At 46.7% G+C, this 19,327-nt stretch carries 17 protein-coding genes and 5 tRNA genes; 10 read left to right on the top strand and 12 right to left on the bottom strand.

Annotated elements, in window-relative coordinates; translation table 11 throughout:
* Nucleotides 1-7: 7 nt before the first annotated feature.
* From ACZM6M_RS15190 to ACZM6M_RS15200, 3 genes are all read right to left on the bottom strand, one after another.
* Entirely contained in the window at nucleotides 8-1,030 is a 1,023-nt protein-coding gene (locus ACZM6M_RS15190) for a V0D/AC39 family V-type ATPase subunit (protein ID WP_066545151.1), read from the bottom strand.
* A 4-nt stretch (nucleotides 1,031-1,034) separates the two neighbouring features.
* Nucleotides 1,035-1,346: an ATPase gene (locus tag ACZM6M_RS15195; protein ID WP_066545157.1), complete on the bottom strand. Its 312-nt coding sequence runs from the start codon at nucleotides 1,344-1,346 to the stop codon at nucleotides 1,035-1,037.
* Nucleotides 1,347-1,529: 183 nt separating this feature from the next.
* Complete coding sequence (locus ACZM6M_RS15200; protein ID WP_418762295.1) at nucleotides 1,530-2,552, bottom strand: SH3 domain-containing protein; 1,023 nt, start codon at nucleotides 2,550-2,552, stop codon at nucleotides 1,530-1,532.
* A 309-nt stretch (nucleotides 2,553-2,861) separates the two neighbouring features.
* Here ACZM6M_RS15200 and trmB point away from each other — a divergent pair, with 309 nt between their 5' ends.
* Entirely contained in the window at nucleotides 2,862-3,521 is a 660-nt protein-coding gene (gene trmB / locus ACZM6M_RS15205; protein ID WP_418496505.1) for a tRNA (guanosine(46)-N7)-methyltransferase TrmB, read from the top strand.
* A gap of 320 nt (nucleotides 3,522-3,841) precedes the next feature.
* Here trmB and ACZM6M_RS15210 read toward each other — a convergent pair.
* The 3 genes from ACZM6M_RS15210 to ACZM6M_RS15220 form a co-directional block, all read right to left on the bottom strand.
* Nucleotides 3,842-3,914, bottom strand: a tRNA-Lys gene (locus tag ACZM6M_RS15210).
* Between the two features lie 91 nt (nucleotides 3,915-4,005).
* Nucleotides 4,006-5,310 (bottom strand): amidohydrolase family protein, encoded by a 1,305-nt coding sequence (locus tag ACZM6M_RS15215; protein WP_483200816.1) that lies wholly within the window; start codon nucleotides 5,308-5,310, stop codon nucleotides 4,006-4,008.
* Nucleotides 5,311-5,435: 125 nt separating this feature from the next.
* Nucleotides 5,436-5,918, bottom strand: a complete 483-nt coding sequence (locus ACZM6M_RS15220) for a M20 metallopeptidase family protein (RefSeq protein ID WP_418926330.1) — start codon at nucleotides 5,916-5,918, stop codon at nucleotides 5,436-5,438.
* 213 nt (nucleotides 5,919-6,131) lie between these two features.
* Between ACZM6M_RS15220 and ACZM6M_RS15225 the strand changes: the two genes are divergently transcribed.
* The 3 genes from ACZM6M_RS15225 (at nucleotide 6,132) to ACZM6M_RS15235 (ending at nucleotide 8,689) form a co-directional block, all read left to right on the top strand.
* Complete coding sequence (locus ACZM6M_RS15225; protein WP_489490537.1) at nucleotides 6,132-7,055, top strand: mechanosensitive ion channel family protein; 924 nt, start codon at nucleotides 6,132-6,134, stop codon at nucleotides 7,053-7,055.
* A gap of 50 nt (nucleotides 7,056-7,105) precedes the next feature.
* Nucleotides 7,106-7,178 (top strand) — tRNA-Lys (locus ACZM6M_RS15230).
* A 158-nt stretch (nucleotides 7,179-7,336) separates the two neighbouring features.
* Nucleotides 7,337-8,689, top strand: a complete 1,353-nt coding sequence (locus ACZM6M_RS15235; RefSeq protein WP_418762289.1) for an MATE family efflux transporter — start codon at nucleotides 7,337-7,339, stop codon at nucleotides 8,687-8,689.
* Nucleotides 8,690-8,784: 95 nt separating this feature from the next.
* Here the strand turns inward: ACZM6M_RS15235 and ACZM6M_RS15240 are convergent, their stop codons facing one another.
* Nucleotides 8,785-9,510, bottom strand: coding sequence for a MurR/RpiR family transcriptional regulator (locus ACZM6M_RS15240; RefSeq protein WP_178275172.1), 726 nt, complete (start codon nucleotides 9,508-9,510; stop codon nucleotides 8,785-8,787).
* A 251-nt stretch (nucleotides 9,511-9,761) separates the two neighbouring features.
* Here ACZM6M_RS15240 and ACZM6M_RS15245 point away from each other — a divergent pair, with 251 nt between their 5' ends.
* The 6 genes from ACZM6M_RS15245 to ACZM6M_RS15270 all read left to right on the top strand — a co-directional run bounded on the left by ACZM6M_RS15245 (nucleotide 9,762) and on the right by ACZM6M_RS15270 (nucleotide 17,133).
* Complete coding sequence (locus tag ACZM6M_RS15245) at nucleotides 9,762-11,354, top strand: PTS transporter subunit EIIC (protein ID WP_066545207.1); 1,593 nt, start codon at nucleotides 9,762-9,764, stop codon at nucleotides 11,352-11,354.
* A gap of 29 nt (nucleotides 11,355-11,383) precedes the next feature.
* The gene (locus ACZM6M_RS15250) at nucleotides 11,384-12,712 is read left to right on the top strand and encodes a 6-phospho-alpha-glucosidase (protein ID WP_066545212.1); all 1,329 of its coding nucleotides are present in this window, start codon (nucleotides 11,384-11,386) and stop codon (nucleotides 12,710-12,712) included.
* A 278-nt stretch (nucleotides 12,713-12,990) separates the two neighbouring features.
* Nucleotides 12,991-13,683, top strand: a complete 693-nt coding sequence (locus ACZM6M_RS15255; RefSeq protein ID WP_178275174.1) for a TIGR01906 family membrane protein — start codon at nucleotides 12,991-12,993, stop codon at nucleotides 13,681-13,683.
* 11 nt (nucleotides 13,684-13,694) lie between these two features.
* Nucleotides 13,695-15,278, top strand: a complete 1,584-nt coding sequence (locus ACZM6M_RS15260) for a D-alanyl-D-alanine carboxypeptidase family protein (RefSeq protein ID WP_417045753.1) — start codon at nucleotides 13,695-13,697, stop codon at nucleotides 15,276-15,278.
* Between the two features lie 39 nt (nucleotides 15,279-15,317).
* Nucleotides 15,318-16,439 carry a sensor histidine kinase gene (locus ACZM6M_RS15265; RefSeq protein ID WP_489490538.1) on the top strand — a complete coding sequence of 374 codons (1,122 nt, stop codon included), beginning with the start codon at nucleotides 15,318-15,320 and terminating at the stop codon, nucleotides 16,437-16,439.
* Between the two features lies 1 nt (nucleotide 16,440).
* On the top strand, nucleotides 16,441-17,133 hold the full coding sequence (locus tag ACZM6M_RS15270; protein WP_066545220.1) for a response regulator: 693 nt from the start codon (nucleotides 16,441-16,443) through the stop codon (nucleotides 17,131-17,133).
* Nucleotides 17,134-17,193: 60 nt separating this feature from the next.
* On the opposite strand, the gene ACZM6M_RS15275 is transcribed toward ACZM6M_RS15270, so the two are convergent.
* From ACZM6M_RS15275 to ACZM6M_RS15295, 5 genes are all read right to left on the bottom strand, one after another.
* Nucleotides 17,194-18,144 carry a 3'-5' exonuclease gene (locus tag ACZM6M_RS15275; RefSeq protein WP_340277660.1) on the bottom strand — a complete coding sequence of 317 codons (951 nt, stop codon included), beginning with the start codon at nucleotides 18,142-18,144 and terminating at the stop codon, nucleotides 17,194-17,196.
* A 122-nt stretch (nucleotides 18,145-18,266) separates the two neighbouring features.
* Nucleotides 18,267-18,803, bottom strand: coding sequence for a rubrerythrin (gene rbr, locus ACZM6M_RS15280; protein WP_337434238.1), 537 nt, complete (start codon nucleotides 18,801-18,803; stop codon nucleotides 18,267-18,269).
* Nucleotides 18,804-18,947: 144 nt separating this feature from the next.
* Nucleotides 18,948-19,018, bottom strand: a tRNA-Cys gene (locus tag ACZM6M_RS15285).
* A gap of 21 nt (nucleotides 19,019-19,039) precedes the next feature.
* Nucleotides 19,040-19,111, bottom strand: a tRNA-Glu gene (locus tag ACZM6M_RS15290).
* A gap of 32 nt (nucleotides 19,112-19,143) precedes the next feature.
* Nucleotides 19,144-19,216 (bottom strand) — tRNA-Asn (locus tag ACZM6M_RS15295).
* Nucleotides 19,217-19,327 lie beyond the last annotated feature (111 nt).

Consider the following 19,327-nt stretch of genomic DNA (forward strand, 5'->3'; position numbering starts at 1 on the left):
ACCCCCTTTATATGCCGGCCGCCACTCCGTAGCGGATCCGCTCAATGGTAGTAATGATTTTCTCAATCTCCCTCTCTTTAAAATACAGGTATGAATTGAGTACAGACGCAGAATAAGGCTCCTTCCTGCTGGTAAGCTCATAAATACGGTCTATCACTTCCCTGCAGGGTTCTTCCAGGCTCTGTCCTTTTTCCAGGTTTCCCAGATCCAGCCGTCCGTACCAGCTGTTTCGGATCAGCGCGTAAACCTGCTCCACATCTTCTGCCTGGGCCATAGCCCGGATCTCTGTTTTTTTCAGATGAAGGCTGATCGGAATGATCATTGCATAAATTTCACCCTCAGGCAGATGGTAATACTTCTTTGCCCGGCAGATCCACTGCAGGTTCAGCATATCCATCCGGGTACCGAAGCACTGGGTCAGATCCTTTTTTTCCTGTCCAGAAAGATATTTTTCCTTTATTTTCCACACCGTTTTAAAATACAGCATATCCACCGCTGTCTCACACGCCGGAAGAACTGCCTGTCCCTTCTGCCGCAGGCTTTCCAGCGGACTGTAGTAAATCGTACCCTTCAGACCCGAAATCACCTCATCAATAGAACGGCACTGAGAAAGCTGGGCCAGATCCACAGAAGAATGGCGGTCAAAAAACTCCTTAAAACCCGACAGATCCTGAGCGGCCTCACGGCGTCCGGCTCCGTTTCTCAGGCAGGTCTTTACGATCCCTATTTCATAATGCATGAAATACAGGTCTAAAAACCGCCTCTGTTTCATATTGGCAAACTGATACAGACTTGCAAAGTCCTCGTACTGGGCCAGGTTCAAAAGCTGTTCAATCCTCCCCCTGTGGAGTTCTTTATCCTCAACACCGGAAAAAATCTTCTCATACGGCGGCAGGGAGCGAAGAAAACGGACTGCCTCAGGAACGCTTTCCAAAGCGGCCATCTGTTCAAACTGTTCCGGCTTAATACGCCACCGTTCCATAGCCCTTATCTTGGTAGAAATGCCGCTGTAATGAATCAAGCTTCCCATAGGCTCACTCCTTTATCATGCTCCGAAAGAGGCTCTCTGCATACAATTTATGCTGTTTCTCATAAGTTTCCTCCAAACGGGCGATCATGCCCCTGGCATCAGCGGCCTGCTTATCCAGTTCCTCCTGCATCTCCTGCTCCATCTGCTTCTGGATGCATGAAATGCGCGCAGCTGTTTTTTGCTCCAGTTCTCTGTCAAAAGCCGCCGTTTTCTCTTCCATTTCCTTTGCAAGAGCCTTCTTTCGGACTCCTGCATCGTCCATTAAAGATCCGGCGGCTTTCTCAATGTCAGATAACCGGTCAATTATTTTGTCCATTTTTACGCCTCCTTTTTATATTCCCTTATAATACTCTTTTTTTCTGAAATTACCAGTGGCATTTTGTAGAATAAATAAATTTTTAACAAATTTTTTTTCAGAACAATACAATAAAAAAGATATGCCCTCCCTTTTCCATGAATGACATATCTCCTTTAATTTCAAATATCTGGAAATTTTCTGCTACTGAGCCTGAACTTCTGCTGCGTCTGTTCCACTGGCGCTTTCTGCATCCTCTTCGGAAGAAGGCTCACTCTCCGAAGCCTTTTTCTCAATGTACTGGCTGGAAACATAAGCCTCCTGTCCGTCATAGTTAATCACAGTCCAGTCATTATTATACCGCTTTACATAATCCACCTCTGTGCCCTGAGAAAGCTGTACCAGAATACGGCTGCTGGTGGACGGCTCTGTACGAACATTTACGCTGTTGCCTGTCACTACATAACGTTCAGCCTCCGGCTGCGTCTCCGGTTCTGTCTCCGGCTCTGTTTCCGGCATACTCTCAACCGTCTGTGAGCTTTCAGTGGGAGCTGCCGTATCTTTAACCTCATCCTTTCCGGGACGGATCATCTGGATCACTACGATCAGAAGGATCACCACCAGGAGCGGAATCAGAAGACGCCACAGATAAAACAGCGGTGATACTCCCCTGCGTTTTCTCCGTCTGACATTTGGATTTCGCTGTCCGGAGCTGTAACCGGAATGTCCGGTCTGGGTTCTCTGCCCCTGGACAGGCCGGCTGCCTCCCGCACGGTTTCCAGCAGATGCAGGCCTCTGGCTTCCCCTCTGTCCAGTACGTTCCCGGCCTCCTCCGGAAGATATTCTCTGGGTCCGCCCCCCTCCGGAAGCGCCGCCATCATGAGAAAAAGCATGAACCTCCTGGGTTAAAAGCTGGTATGCCTGATTGGCATTATACGCTGTATTGTCATTTTCATGCACCGCCTTATTCCCAAGAATGCGGATGGTATGGTAATTATCTTTTGTCGTCTTATTGATCCAGCCGCCTTCATACAGCTGGTCAATGGTATCTGACAGATCGCCCTCCACCAGACAGGCCTTCTCCGCCATACAGCGAACCATGCACTCTAATGTCTGTCTTGCTTTTACCATCACCAGATTATAATTTTTATTCACAATCAAACGTTCTGCCTCTTTGACCCCCTGCTGGATCTGCTGCCAGCTGGTGGTATGCTCCAGGTTTGACATATCCCTTCCTCCTTTGTATCAGCAGATTTCTACAGAAACTCTCTGTGTTCATATTATACCTTATTTATATTGAAATTGCACTAGGAATTGGAAGGATTTTATGAAGGAACTATATGATCATATCCTAAAAATATACCTTGAAACCGTTTTTCTCGTTTTTGACAGGCTTCCGCCTGCGTTTCACAGTTGCATTTCCCCCATTTGAATGTTAAAATAAGTCCGATCATCCTTACAAAAACCGCAGTCTGCGGATAAAACAACTACACTTCCCTGCGGTTTGACCGCAAAGAAAGACGAGGACATACATCTATGCGTTTAAGACATATTCCCGGGGCAGAGGAAACCATCACCTCAAGTCCCTATGTGATCCAGGAACCGGCCCTCCACAAAGGAAGCTGGAACCAGGTATTCGGAAATGACCATCCCATCGAAATAGAGGTAGGAATGGGAAAAGGGCGCTTTATCATGGAGCTGGCTCAGAAAAATCCCCATATCAACTACATTGGAATCGAACGGTATTCCAGCGTACTTCTGAGAGGCCTGCAGAAAAGAGCCGGACTGGAACTGGATAACATTTATTTCCTCTGCATTGACGCAAAGGCCATGGCTGACTATTTCGCTCCCGGCGAAGTAAACCGCATCTATCTAAATTTCTCAGATCCGTGGCCTAAGGATCGTCACGCCAGACGCCGCCTTACCTCTCCCGATTTCATGGCTGTCTATGACCAGATTCTTGCCCGCGACGGCGTGATCGAGTTTAAAACAGACAACCGGGGACTTTTCGATTATTCCCTGGAAGCTATCCCCCAGGCTGGCTGGCAGATCAAGGCCCATACCTTCGATCTCCACCACAGTCCCATGAATGAGGGAAATGTAATGACAGAATATGAGGAAAAATTTTCCTCTATGGGAAATCCCATCTGCAAGCTGGTAGCAGCCAGGGAAATCCCGGCATATGATAAAGAATAAAGCAGACTCCAAAAAGCCCCGGCGCCGGATCTTCCTACAGATAAATCCGGATACCGGGGTATCAATATAATTTATAGAAAGAAGGTTTATGACTTTTATGCTTCTTCCTCCATGTTTTGTAAAAAAACTCCAGCGCGCCACCTGCGACCGGCGGGATCTGGATCGGCGTTTCCTTCATCTGAGCAAATGCTTTAAGGAAGTGGAAACAGCATTAAACTGCAAAAAGAAAAAATAATCCTACAGCCTGTTCACACTTGTTTTCAGACACAAAAAAAGTCCGACCCCGCAGCTTCCATTATCTGCAAAATCAGACCTTTTAATGCGCCTCCAGGGACTCGAACCCTGGACAAATAGATTAAGAGTCTACTGCTCTACCAGCTGAGCTAGAGGCGCATTTTCCTGAACACAACGAGTATTATAGCTCAGGCTGAGAGAGTTGTCAACTACTTTTTTTATTTTTCGACAGAATAATTTTTCCCGGCTTCTACGCCTCCTGTCTCATTCGCTCTATGATGGCATTGGCCCTGCGGTATACCTCTTCAGGATCTTCTCCTATAAAGAAGGTTCCGTCCTCGTACCGGACTGTTCCGTCAATCATAACCAGCTTTACATTCTGCTTGCTGCCGCTGTAAACCAAATTTTTTACGATATTATTGACAGGCTGCATATTAGGCTGGTGCAGATCGATCAAAACCAGATCCGCCAGTTTTCCTTTTCGGATGCAGTCGCAGTCTGTAAGCCCCATGGCATAAGCGCCGCCCACACAGGCCATCTTGAGCACTTCCTCCGCAGGCATGGCGGAAGCATCATTTTCGCGAAGCTTTGTAAGGCCTGTAACCAGAAACATTTCACGGAACATATCCAGACAGTTATTGCTGGCAGGTCCGTCTGTTCCGATCGCAAGACGAACTCCCTTTTCAAGCATCCGGTTCAGCCTGGGGATTCCGCTTGCCAGCTTCACATTGGAACCGGGATTGGTAACAATGGTCATGTCATGCTTTTTAAAGATATCCATATCCTCGTCTGTGATGTGGACACAGTGATAACCGCCTCCGCCGTATTCAAACATTCCCAGAGAATCTAAAAATGCAGTCGGCGTCATCCCATAGCGCTCCAGACATCCTTCTGTTTCACCCTTTGTCTCTGAATTGTGGGTAAACACAGGAGCCTTATACTTGTGAGCCAGATCTGCTACCGCCTCCAGAATCTTCCGGCTGGTGGTATACTCTGCATGAAAGCCCAGCTGATAGCTTACCAACGGATCATAGGAATTGAATTTCAGATAATCCTCCTCCAGCCCCTCAGGAGATGACACAAAATCATTCAGCCCGCTTACTAAAACGGTTCTGAAACCACTTTCCACACAGGCTCTTGCCATTTCCTCCGGCCAGGGATACATATCAAAAGCTGCCGTCATGCCGCTGGTCAGATACTCCATTACAGCCAGTCTGGACAGCCAGAATGCATCTCCCGGCTGCAGCTTTGCTTCCATAGGAAATACCTGAGTATGGAGCCAGTCCATAAGCGGCAGGTCATCTGCATAGGAACGCAGAAACGTCATAGCGGAATGAGTATGGGCATTTTTAAAGCCCGGCATGAGAAGATTGCCATTTCCATCGATTTCACGATCCCAGACAGGAGGGGCAGATCCCAAAACCTGCGGTTCATCCCCCCTCATCGACGGACCTGCATAAGTAATCCGATTCCCCTCTACCCATACCTCTCCCGGTATAATCTCTATATTTTTGTCCATTGACAGAAGACGAATATTGTAAAAGCATGTATTCATAGCCCTTCTCCTATTTCTTAATATTTATCAATATTGTATCATATCTTGATTTTCATGTACATAAAAAACTGCCGTACCTCGTTGCGGTACAGCAGTTTCTGCCTGCTAAAACTGTTCCTGTGCATCTAATAAATACTGTACATAAAATACAGCTCCATTGACCAGTGTTTGCGAAGCTCCGGATTGAAGGTTCTCACAGTTCCGCTTAATTCTGCTGTCTCTGCAAAAATATTGGCCATGGTTCCGGAATGGAAGGTACAGATACTTACTACCACTGTATCCAGATGTCCCACTCTTCCAGTCTCCAACATTTTTAGTGCGCCGTTTGTTTTCTCTTCAGCCGGCTGAAAAATCAGTTTTACTGTACAGTTCAGTTCGTCCCTGTGATCAGACAATACTTTCGCCGCTGTCAAAAGCATACTGATATGCCCGTCATGACCGCAGGCATGCATCACCCCGTCGTTTTCAGAACGGTACGGCAGTTCCTTCGCTTCTTTTATGGAAAGCGCATCAATATCACAGCGAAGACCAATCACCGGATGATCCTTTTTTCCCTTCAGTGTCGCTATGGTTCCCGTTCCCACAACCTCTTCATAGGGAATCCCCATTTCATCAAGCTCTCTGCGTATCCGGGCCTGCACCGTATTCAGGAGATCTGCGGACGCAACCTGACCAATTCTTATGATATGCTGTGCTTATATGCGTCCTATATCTGCCATATACAAAAACAGCTGCAGGAGCAGTCCTGACATTATTTCCTGTCTTTCAGATTTTATTTATGCTATAATTTTTACACCATCAGACAACAGGAGGTTATTTGAATGATACACTTCACCCTACAAACTCCCTCGATCCCCACCTTAGAGGAAACACAGGCCATTGTGCAGGAGGTTCACGAAGACCTTCAGCAGTTAAAGCCCAATGCAATTTTAGAAACGATCCGCTCATGGACGCCCGGACTTTTATCCCTCAGCTACCGCGTTCTCTATGCCGCTGTCATCATCATTATCGGAAACCGGATCGCCTTTTATCTCCGCCGGTTTTTAAAACGCACCTTTGACCGTATGAATATGGATTTAAGCCTGAGTAAATTTCTTATTTCTCTCGCAAATGCCATTACCTATGCTATTGTTATCTTTATGGCACTGGAAAAAATAGGAATTCCATCGACCTCCATCATCGCATTGCTGGGCTCCGCCACTCTGGCAATCGGCCTTTCTCTGCAGGAAAGTCTGGGAAACTTTGCAGGAGGTATCCTGATTCTGGTCATGCGGCCCTTTGGGATCCACGACTATATTGTATCCGAGGGGGTAGAGGGGCAGGTTTTAAATATCGGCCTTGTATACACTACCCTGCTCACCGTTGACAACCGTCGAATCACCATCCCTAACGGCACCCTGTCAAATGCTGTAATTACCAACGTGACAGCTCAGGAAAAGCGGCGCATTGATCTGACTATAGGCATCAGCTACTCTTCAGATTTAAAACAGGCAAAATCGATTCTGGAACGCATTTACAGAGAAGATCCTCAAATCATTCAAGATGAACCCATTACTGTTTATGTAAGCGAGCTTGCTGAAAGCTCTGTAATCATTGGTTCCCGTGGATGGGCCGCTACAGAGGATTACTGGAGCGCCCGCTGGCGGATTATCGAAAAAACCAAATTGGAATTTGATGCTGCAGGCATTGAAATTCCTTATAATCAGATGGATGTAAATATTTTTCAAAAAACTATTGACAAATAACTTTCTATCCCCTATAATGTCTATCGTGTCACACAACAACACATAGACATGCGCCTCTAGCTCAGCTGGTAGAGCAGTAGACTCTTAATCTATTTGTCCAGGGTTCGAGTCCCTGGAGGCGCACTGAGAGGTCTGATTTTGCAGATATTAGAGGCTGCGGGGTCGGACTTTTCTATTGCGAACATATAATTTTATACATTTTCCATTTATCAATGGCATGCAAGCCTTCCCGCATCAAAACAGGCGGGAGGGCTTTTTTTGTCCTTACAGGAGGTTTTATTATGGAACAGAATCAACGTTTTTTGCTGGAAAAGCCGGTTTTTCCTCTTCTTGTTTCCATGGCAGTGCCTGTGATGCTGTCCATGCTGATCAATTCTCTCTATAACGTTGTAGACAGTATCTGGGTATCGAGACTGGGCACAGATGCCATCACTGCCGTTTCACTAGCCTTTCCTCTTCAGAATATCATCATGGCTCTTGGAGTGGGCTTGGGCGTAGGTGTCAGCTCCTTAATTTCCATGAGTCTTGGAGCAGGAAACAGGAACAAGGCCGATCATCTGGCATCTGCCGGCCTCTCTCTGGCCCTGATACACTGTCTGTTATTTATTGCTCTGGGCATTTTTATTACAAGACCATTTCTTGGGATGTTTACAGATAATCCCCAAATATTCGAATGGGCCTGCAGCTATACGTTCATTGTGCTCTGTCTCTCTTCCGGTCAAGTTCTGCAAATGTACATGGAAAAACTCTTTCAGGGTGTAGGGCGGATGAAAACCACCATGTTTCTCATGGCAAGCGGCTGTCTGATCAACATTGTTTTAGATCCGATCCTTATTTTCGGCTGGTTCGGCGCTCCCGCCATGGGTGTATCCGGCGCTGCCGTTGCAACAGTGATCGGCCAGTTTGGGGCGTTGCTTCTATATATTCTTGTGTATTTAAAAACCAATCTGGGCGTATCCATTCGGCCCAGACTTATGAATCTGAACCGCGAACTGATTCGTTCTATTTATAGTATTGCAATTCCATCCAGTCTGCTTTTAGCCATGCCTTCCCTGTTAACCGGCATTTTAAATGGAATCCTGACTACCTTTGGAAGCGTCTATGTAGCAGCCTTTGGACTGTATTTTAAACTCCAAACCTTTGTAAACCTTCCCTGCAACGGCCTTCTCCAGGGAATGCGTCCCATTATCGGGTATAACTATGGAGCCGAACGCCATGACAGGGTCCGCAGTACCATTCGCTGCAGCCTTGGCCTGGTAACCGTTGTTACACTCACCGGAACAATTGCATCCATTTTCTTTCCCGGCCCGATTCTGCGTATTTTTGATGCAGATCCGGAGCTGATGCAGTATGGGACAGAAGCCCTGCGCATGATCGGCCCCAGTTTTTTGATTTCCTCTGTGGCTTTCATAGCAGCCGGAGTTTTTGAGGCTCTGGGACAGGGACGCCCTTCCCTGATCATCTCCCTTCTGCGCCAGCTTGTAATCATTGTTCCTCTGGGATGGATTCTCTCACGCTTTATGGGACCCGCAGGCATCTGGATCTCCTTCCCCATAGCAGAGCTTATAGCCGCAGTGATTGCCTGGAAAATGATGGGGAAAATTTATGCGGATCATCCTGAAAATACACATTAACTCATTAACATAAACTCTAAAAAACAAACTCCGCACAGCAATTACGATCATAAACCGATCATTTGCAGTGCGGCGTCCTGTTTTTATCTTATACTTTATTCTGTTTCCCATGTCATATCCATCAGATACTCAAATAGAATAAGAACTCTTGCATAAAAATAATTAGCTGTAAGATTCCGATCATCTAATATTTTATCATCCAAAAGTACAAATGATAATTCTGCCATATCAGCAATCATAGAATGGGCTCCTCCCGTAAAAGCCACCACATCAATTCCATGTGCGCAGGCATCCCGGACAGGCTTAATAATCGTGTCTGTTGTGCCGCTTTTGCTAATAGCAATTACCATTCCTGCCGAAAGGGCATTTCCCTCATATACCTCATAATTATTCGATCCAATGGCACAGTAACCCATAACCAGAAGCTTGCGCACAAAAAAATCCCTTAAGGGGGCACAGAATCCGGTACCTGTAATCAAAATGGGATTATGTCTGTGTTTTTTCAGAAGTTCCGGAAAACGATTCATTTTTTCAAATGGTATCTCTCCGATAAAAGCTGTAATATCTGACTCATGATTCTTATTATTTATCTCATTCTGTACCAGAAATCCCAGTCGATATACCATATCCGTATAACCAGTATATCCCATCTTTTTACTCAGACGGATCAGTGCTGCCGGCGAAACGTAATTCCGTGCTGCAAACTCCCTTACGCTGTACTGTATATTCTGGTCTGCCGCCTCTAAAAGCGACTGAAACATCTGCTGTTCACTTTCATTTAAATGATATTGTTCTGCCAGCTTATAAATATCGTGTTTCATCTCTCATTCCCTCTATTTTATCCCAAACCCATATTTTGTGTAATTTTCACTGAAATTATACGATACTCTGTCCATCTGCGCAACCAATTCTCATTACATCCGATTTCATTAATGAAACATGTTTCAATCTATGTGAATATGTTTAAAACTATCACAAAATAGTAGATTTTTTTATTCAAAATGATATAATTCAAACATCGAAACGGAATGGCGCCTTCCGACAGAAAACGAATGAAAAAGGAGAATGAATCATGAAAGCAAAAGTTATGAACGCCATGCAGAGCTTTTCCAAAGCTTTGATGGGCCCTGTTCTGTTCTTACCTATTGCCGGTATGCTCCAGGCTCTGTCTTCTGTAATGTGCAACACAGCATTTGTATCAGAGGGGGGTATCTTATATACAGCTGGAAAATTTATCAATGGCGGAGTCAGCGCAGTAATCGGCAATCTTGGAATCCTGTTCTGTGTAGGCGTCTCAATGAGTCTTGCAAAAAAGAAAAAAGCGGACGCCGCATTCGTATCACTTGTCAGTTATCTGATCTGGCTTGCAGCCAACTCTCGCTGGCTCAGTGTTGCGGGACTGATGGCGGAAGGTGATACTGCCAGCGCACTCTACGGTACAGGCCAGACGATCTGTCTTGGCTACCATGTAACAGACATGGGCGTATTCCTGGGCATGATCCTGGGCGTAATCGTAGCCTTAGTCCACAACCGCTTTATTGACACTGAATTTAAGGGTGCCATGGCTATGTATGGAAACAGCAAGTTCGTATTTATCGTGCTTCTTCCCATTGTATTAGTGCTGGCACTGGCAGCTGCCTATATCTGGCCTGTTGCAGCTGCAGCAATCAATGCCCTCACAGGCATTATGGCAGGCGCTGGCGCATTTGGAGTATTCCTGTATGGATTTTTAAACCGTATTCTGATCCCTACCGGCCTCCATCATCTGGTATGGTCTCCCTTCCTCTATTCCGCAATCGGAGACAGCATGATCATTGGCGGAGAGCAGATCGTAGGCGCAAAGCCTGTTTTCCTGGCTCTTCTCAGCGACCCTGCTGTTGCTTCCATGCCCGACTCTGCCCGATTCTTAACCTATGGACTTATGAAGACCTTTGGCGTCATCGGTGTTGCTCTGGCTTTCATCGCTACTGCCAAAAAAGAGAAAAAGGCCGCCACAAAGGCTCAGGTTATCCCGGCCACACTTACTGCCTCTTTAGTAGGCGTAACAGAGCCACTGGAGTTTACCTTCCTGTTTGCAGCTCCCATGCTGTGGGTCATCTACTCTGTCATGGACGGACTGTTCCAGATGATCGTATATCTGTTAAATGTCCGTGTCTGTGCTACCAACGGCATTATCGACTTCCTTGTACTGAACCTTCCGGCAGGAATCGGACGGACACACTGGCCTATGTATGTAGTTGCAGGTCTGATTGAGATCGTTGTAATGTATTTCCTCTTCCGTTTCCTGATCGTGAAATTCAACCTGAAAACACCGGGACGCGAAGACGGCGAGGATGTAATCGACCTGGCTGCCAATGCAGCAGCAGTAAAATCCCAGATCCGCTCCGGAAATAAAGCAGAAGCAAAGAAAGAAGCTGATGCTGAAACCGCAGCCCGCATCATCGAGGGACTGGGCGGACCTGACAATATTGAAAATATCGGAAACTGCATGACCCGTCTGCGCGTAGAGGTAAAAGACGCCTCTGTTGTAAAGGATAAAGAATGGTTTGCCCCAACAGGAGCAGCTGGTCTTGTTGTAAAAGGAAATAATATACAAATTATCTATGGCCCTGTTGTCAGCAAAAAACGTTCCATCGTCGAAAAAGCCCTTGGACGTGAAGAATAACTCACTTGTAATCACTCAGGAGGTATATAATGAAAACATTTAAACTTGTCATCGCCGGAGGCGGCAGCACCTACACTCCGGGAATCGTCAAAAGTCTTCTGGTACAGAAAGACCGTTTTAAACTCAATGAACTGGTTCTCTATGATAACAATGCCAAACGTCAGGAAGACGTGGGCGTTATCGTCCGCCATGTAGTAGAGATGTTTGATCCGGATGTAAAATTGACTCTTACCACAGACCCGGAAACCGCCATGACAGATGCAGATTTTATCTTTGCACAGATGCGTGTAGGACTGTACGCCATGCGCGAACAGGATGAGAAGATTCCGTTAAGATACGGCGTAGTAGGCCAGGAAACCTGCGGCCCCGGCGGTCTTGCTTACGGCCTGCGTACCATTTACCCTATGGTAGAACTGATTGACTACTGCGAAAAGTATGCAAAGCCTACTTACTGGATCGTTAACTACTCTAATCCGGCTGCGATTGTGGCAAAAGCCACCTTCCGCCTGCGTCCTCATGCCCGCATCCTGAATATCTGCGATATGCCTGTGGCAATCGAGAGAAACATGGCTGAGATTCTGGGCTGTGACCGCCATGATCTGGAAGTAGACTATTTCGGCCTGAACCATTTCGGATGGTTCACCAAAGTGCGCCTCAATGGAACCGACGTAACAGAGGAATTAAAGTCCTATGTGGCAGAAAACGGATATATGCCCAAAAATGAAAAGAGCGATGTAATGCACAGTGATCCCTCCTGGCTTCATACATATGCCAATTCCAGACATATCTGCTCTGCATTCCATGATTATCTGCCAAATACCTATATGCAGTATTATCTTCTGGGCGATGAAGTGGTTGAAAGCAGCAATCCCAACCACACCCGCGCCAACGAGGTAATGGAAGGCCGCGAAAAAAGGATTTTTGATGCAGTAGCAGATTACCGCGCAGGAAAAGAAGTCGATCTGACCAAATTCTTTGGCGGCGTACACGGCGAATTTATCGTAGACGTAGCAATGAGCCTGGCCTTCGACCTGCGCAAGCGCTACCTTGTAATGGTAGAAAACAGGGGGGCGATTGAGAATCTGCCTGACGATGCCATGGTTGAAATTCCTGCCTATATTACAGACCGCGGAGCTGAACCTGTGCGTGTAGGTGAGATTCCTACCTTCTATAAGGGTCTGATCGAGCAGCAGGAAGCAGTTGAAAAGCTGGTAGTTGAGGCAGCCATCGAGCATTCCTACGAAAAAGCACTGATGGCATTTACCCTCTCAAAAACTGTCCCCAGCCTTCTGGTTGCCAAAAAGATCCTAGATGACATGATCGAAGCCAACAAAGAATTCTGGCCTGAGCTTCATTAAATCCTTTTACATCCAAACAAAAGCCATACCAAACCCGCCCGTATCCCGGCAAATGTTTGATATGGCTTTTTTCATAAAGTTTCAACATTGACAACTCTCCTATTACATGATATAAAATAGGTAGTTTATGCGTCTTTTTAATAACGTATGCAGCCCTTAGTGATTTATAAAGGCGCGTTTAAAGGTCGGACTCTGCAGATCGTCAGCAAGCTGCGAAGTCGGGCTTTTTCTTTTATGTGAATCAAAACCATACCCATCCCAAAGGAGGACTTCCCGATATGAAATATCTTCACCGCCTGACCGGCATTCTGATGGCATTCTGCCTGATGATCGTCCTGTTTATCACCTCCATAGAAGCTGTCGTATACTGGACACCCGGATATTTTGAAAAAGAATACACAAAATATGAGGTACTTAAGGATCTTCCTGCCATGACCATGGAAGATCTGTTAGAAGTAACAGATGAGATGATGGATTATCTGCGGGGAGACCGTGAAGATCTTCATGTGATGACCGTCATGGACGGACAGGAGCGGGAGTTTTTCAATGCCAGAGAAATCGCCCATATGGAGGATGTTCAGGGACTGTTTCTGGCAGCCATCTCCATCCGGAGGGTATGTCTGGTTCTGTGTGCCTCTGCCCTTGTCTTTATGGCAGTTACAAAGGCTGATATGAAACGCCTTCTTCCTCCTTCCGTCTGCCTGGGAACCGGGCTGTTTTTCGGTCTGATCGCGGCCCTGGCTGCCATCATCTCCACCGATTTTACAAAATATTTTATTATGTTCCACCATATTTTCTTTAGCAACGATCTGTGGATCCTGGATCCGTCCACCGATATGCTGATCAATATTGTGCCTGAAGGCTTTTTTATGGACACAGCCGGACGGATTGCATTTACCTTTGGCAGCCTGTCTCTTATCCTGTTTGCAGTCTGTCTGGCTTTAACTCTGAAACACAAGCACCGCCCATAGGAGTGTAACGTATGAAACGACTTTTTCCCTTTTTTATATGCCTTAGCCTGATTCTGAGCTTTACGCCTATTACAGCTGCGGCAGCCGTTCCCTGGCCCACCGGCGTTTCCATTGAAGCAGACGGCGGTATCCTGATGGATGCTGACACCGGAAGCATTCTATATGGAAAAAATGAAAATCAGGCCTATTATCCGGCCAGTATCACCAAAATCCTCACAGCGCTGATCGTACTGGAGGAATGTGAGCTGGATGAAATGGTTACTTTCTCCCATGATGACGTGTACAATGTAGAGGCAGGAAGCAGCTCCGCAGGAATTGACGAGGGCGATGTGCTGACCGTCCGCGACTGCCTCTATGCTCTGCTTTTAGCCTCTGCCAATGAGAGCGCCAATGCTCTGGCCTGTCATGTAAGCGGTTCCAGAGAAGCTTTTGCAGAGCTCATGAATCAAAAAGCCAGGAGCCTGGGCTGTACAGGAAGTAATTTTGCCAATCCCAGCGGCTTAAATGACGAAAATCACTACACCACAGCTCACGACATGGCGCTGATCACACAGGAAGCCATCAAAAATCCTGATTTTGTGGAAATCAGTGGCACACGCAGCTACCAGATGGCGCCTACCAAAAAAAATGCTGAGGGCGGCTATGTTGCCAACCACCATAACATGGTAAAACAAAATACATCTGTTACCTATCCGGGAGCCTTTGCCGGAAAAACAGGATACACCTCCCTGGCAGGAAATACCCTGGTAACCTGTGCCGAACGTGACGGTATTACTCTGATTGCTGTTGTTCTGAACGGCCATCAGTCTCATTACCGGGATACAAAAGCTCTTTTCGACTTTGGTTTTTCCAATTTTCAGTCCTTAAAGGCCGCAGACCACGAAACCACCTACCGCTCTCTGGAAAATGACATGACCATTGCAGGAATGACCGCAAAGGACAGCATTTCCCTGTCCCTTGATCCAGACAGCCGGGTAATCCTTCCCAGGGAAGCCGTATTTTCCGATCTGACTCCCAGTCTGTCCTACGAACTCGGCCAGGATGCTCCAAAACATGCCATTGCCCGCATTTCCTATACCTATGAGGGTCATGAAACAGGACAGGTATATTTGTGCACAACGGCTCAGGTTAACCGGATAAGTGCGCCGGATACGGTCATTTCTTCAGACGCCGCTCTCTCTGAGTCTTCTGATGCAGCCAATCTTTCGACGGCTCCATCGAAAGCATCGGTTCCATCTGAAACAGAGTCCCCCGATCCTGTCCTACAGATCCAAAGGCGCTCTGCACAGCCGGATGCTGCAGGTACGGAAGACAAAGGCACACTTTTTGGCCTTTCCCTGTGGCTGGCAGTCTCTCTTGCCGGCGGTTTTGCTGTTATTCTCGGCGCAGGAATCTTCCTCTTTCTTCATAACAGGCAGAAAGAACAGGAGGATCTGATGCGCCGCCGGCAGAGACGCTTAGAACGGTTAGAAGATATGGGCTTCTCCTCCTCGGATTTTGATCAGATGCTGTCCAAAAAGAGAAGCTCTATACCCTCCTACCGCCCCCGCAGGCGGACAAAAGGGCGCTCGTTCCGAAAAAACCGCCGCAGATAGCCTGTAAACTTTACTACACTGAGATAAGGACTTCCGACCATGCTTCACTCCCATTCCCCTCTCCCCAGAGAACCATTTCACCTGAAACAGTCTGTTGTGGAAACCGTACGGACCCTTCCTACCACCATCATTTATATGGCAGCAGCAACTCTGGTTTCCAGCCTGATGTTTCATTTCACAGACAATCTGATCAATGTATCCATTGTCTATATCCTTGCTATCATCCTTCATGCCTGCGCTACCAGCTGCTACGGCGCAGGCATTATCGCTTCCCTGTACAGTGTCTTTTGGGTAAATTATGCCTTCTCTGTGCCCTACATGAAGCTGAATTTTACTCTCAGCGGCTATCCCCTTACCTTTTTCGGGATGGCATTTATCTCCTGTTTTACCAGCAGCATCTGCATCATGATTTCCCGCCAGACAAATCTGATCCGTGAGCAGGACAAAAAACTGATGAATGCAGAAAAAGAAACCATGAGGGCTAACCTTCTGAGGGCTGTGTCCCACGATCTGAGAACGCCTCTTACCACAATCATAGGCTCCAGCGTTGCCTGTCTCGAACAGCAAAATACCATGACAGCGGAGGAACAGCGTCAACTGATTTCAAATATTGAAGAGGATGCTCAATGGCTCTTAAATATGGTCGAAAATCTCCTGTCCGTTACCCGGATTCAGGATACGGACGGTGCACCTGCTGTGGTAAAGACTGAAGAGCCCTTGGAGGAAGTCATTTCTGAGGCAGTCCAGCGATTTCGCAAGCGCTTTCCCTTGGCTGTGGTTCATGTAAGTGTTCCCGATGCCTTTATTATGGTTCCCATGGATGCAAAGCTCATTGAACAGGTCATCAATAACCTGCTTGAAAATGCCGCCTTCCACGGAAACAGCCAGGAGCCCATCGAATTGACAGCTGCCATTCATGATAAAATCCTTTCTGTCACGATCAAAGACTATGGAAACGGCATTGATCCCGACCGTTTTCCCACACTCTTTGACGGCGGAGGCGCCTGCTCTAACCCCAAGGGTGACGGCCACAAAGGGATGGGAATCGGACTTTCGATCTGTAAAACCATTATAAATGCACATGGCGGCTCCATTGAGGCTGCCAACCATTCTAAAGGCGCCATGTTTACTTTCACACTACCTGATTGGAGGGAATACTGATATGTCAACAAAAGCAACCATTGTTATCATTGAAGATGAAAAAAATATCTGCAGCTTCATCAGCCGTATATTGGAACCCGAAGGCTACCGTGTTATCACATCTAACACCGGAAGGGACGGACTGCAGCACATCAATTCAAACCATCCTGATCTGATTCTTCTGGATCTTGGACTTCCTGATATGGATGGACTGGATATTATCCAGAATGTGCGTATCTGGAGTACTACCCCTATCATTGTCATTTCTGCCCGTACCATGGAAAACAGCAAAGTAACAGCACTGGATATGGGCGCTGATGACTATTTAACCAAACCCTTTGGAACCGGAGAGCTCTTAGCCAGGATCCGTACTGCCCTGCGCCATGCCCAAAGAAGCCATACTCATACATCCCATCTGTATGAAGTCGGCGATCTCTCGATTGATTTTGAACGTCGTCTGGTAAAAGTAAAGGGTCAGGAAGTACACCTGACCCAGATTGAATATAAGCTGGTTTGTCTGCTGGCTCAAAATGCGGGCCGTGTTATGACCTACGAATCCATTATCACCAAAATATGGGGGCCTTATGCGGACAATGATAATCAGATCCTGCGTGTCAACATGGCCCATATCCGCCGCAAGCTGGAAGAAAATCCCGCAGAACCCCAATACATATTTACAGAAATTGGCGTAGGATACCGGATGCGGGAGGAATAGTCTTTCCGTTTCCGCAAACGTGATAACTATTTTCCTTACTTCTATAAAAAAGTCTGCCCATCACTTCTTAGGCAGACTTTTTCTCTTTCTCTTATTATCTTCCCGTTTCTGAACCAGCAGTTCCAGATCCTCTTCCGAAGCAGCCTTAACCGTCTTTACTCCATAGTAAAGCTCCCGCTCTGACTTCTTTACCCGGATCTTTCCCTTCATATATCCATGCTCCGGGCAAATCCCCATAGCAAAATAAAACCGCTGTCCGTAAGAAAACCAACGGATCTTTTTTCTGAGCATCCGCCGGCATTTGATGCATACCAGATCACTGACCTCCTTATTCTTGATCAGCTCCTCTTTTGTCTCAAACTCTGCAGAAACAAGTTTAGAATATTCCGGGAAAGACAGCCGATAGCTCTTTCCAGATTCAGGCAGCTGATAATAGTCCACAGACACATATGGTCCAAACCGCTCCATATCTATTTTCCCAAAAATTTCTGCCGTATAGAGGGCGTCATTGAATGCCCGATGAAATCCTCCCTCATCTGCCAAATCCTGCTCGCAAACTGCCTGATCCAAAGCTGCCCTGCTTTTGCCATCTCCATACTCCAGAGAATACAGCTTCTGTATATCGTAATACAACAGTGGTCTCTCAAAGGGAATTTCCATCCCATAGTAGGCAATATTCCGCTCCAGCTCTGTCAGATCCATAGGCCCCCAGGAGCAGAAACGGTATTCCTCCGGTCCGCACCATTCTAAAAACTCCCGGATTACCTGCTCAAAAGGCTGCCCTTCTCTCAGAAGCAGCTCCATCTCCAGCCCCGTTACTTCCTGTATCTTAAAATGAAGCTCCTCATAAACCTGTGGCTTGACCAGGCGGCGAAACTCCCCTATAGGCTTCCGGTTCTGATCCAGCTTCACCGCCCCAATCTCCACAATCTCAAACTGCAGGTACCTGTCTGAGCGCTCCTTCCCCTCGGGACTCTGGTTCCATTCCAGATCAAATACAATATAATTCATTTCCATCATCCTGTCATTTTCTAGTGCGCCTGATGGGACTGTTCAGGCATTTTACTATCTTACCATATGACAGAGGATATGGAAAGGGGGGAAGTTAAAACAAATCCACCCGTTCTGGATCATCAATAATTCTCCACATGGATCTCAAAGTAACCTTGAGGATGATTGCAGGCCGGACATACCTTTGGAGCACTCATTCCAACCATAATATGACCGCAGTTGCGGCATTCCCAAACCTTTACCTCGCTCTTTGCAAATACCTCTGCCAGCTCTACATTTTTAAGCAGTGCTCTGTAACGCTCTTCATGATGTTTCTCAATCTCTGCAACCAGCCGAAATTTAGCGGCCAGCTCCGTAAACCCCTCTTCCTCCGCAGTCTTTGCAAAACCGGCATACATATCTGTCCACTCGTAGTTTTCACCCTCGGCCGCTGATTTTAAATTTTCTGCCGTATCTCCAATACCGTTTAATTCCTTAAACCACAGCTTTGCGTGCTCCCTCTCATTATCTGCTGTTTTCTGGAACAGAGCGGCAATCTGCTCATACCCCTCTTTCTTAGCCACAGAAGCAAAAAAAGTATACTTATTTTTGGCTTCTGATTCTCCTGAAAATGCAGTCCTCAAGTTCTGTTCCGTCTTTGTTCCTGAATACTTATTCATAGCGCTGCTCTCCTTCTTCAAACTATTTATGTTCCTATTTTTGCCAGATTCTACTACATTTATTCCGCATTTTTTATGTTATGATGGATAGCTGAGAGCATGTACAGCAACAAAAAAGGAACCACATTTCTGTGATTCCAAAAGAGGCGACAACCGGAATCGAACCGGTGATAGAGGTGTTGCAGACCTTTGCCTTACCGCTTGGCTATGTCGCCATATTAACTTATATTATTCAATGACCCCAAGGGGATTCGGACCCCTGTTACCGCCGTGAAAGGGCGATGTCTTAACCGCTTGACCATGGGGCCTTAACGCTAATTCACTTGTATATGAAAATAAACTCCCCGAGTAGGACTCGAACCTACGACCCAACGGTTAACAGCCGTTTGCTCTACCGACTGAGCTATCGAGGAATAACTTCTCTCACATATACCTTCAAAACCACATACTGAACAACCAAGCCACAACCGTTTTCCCTAAACCTTCTGGTCAAGCCCTCGACCGATTAGTATCAGTCAGCTCCA

Source organism: Enterocloster sp. (assembly GCF_057861365.1).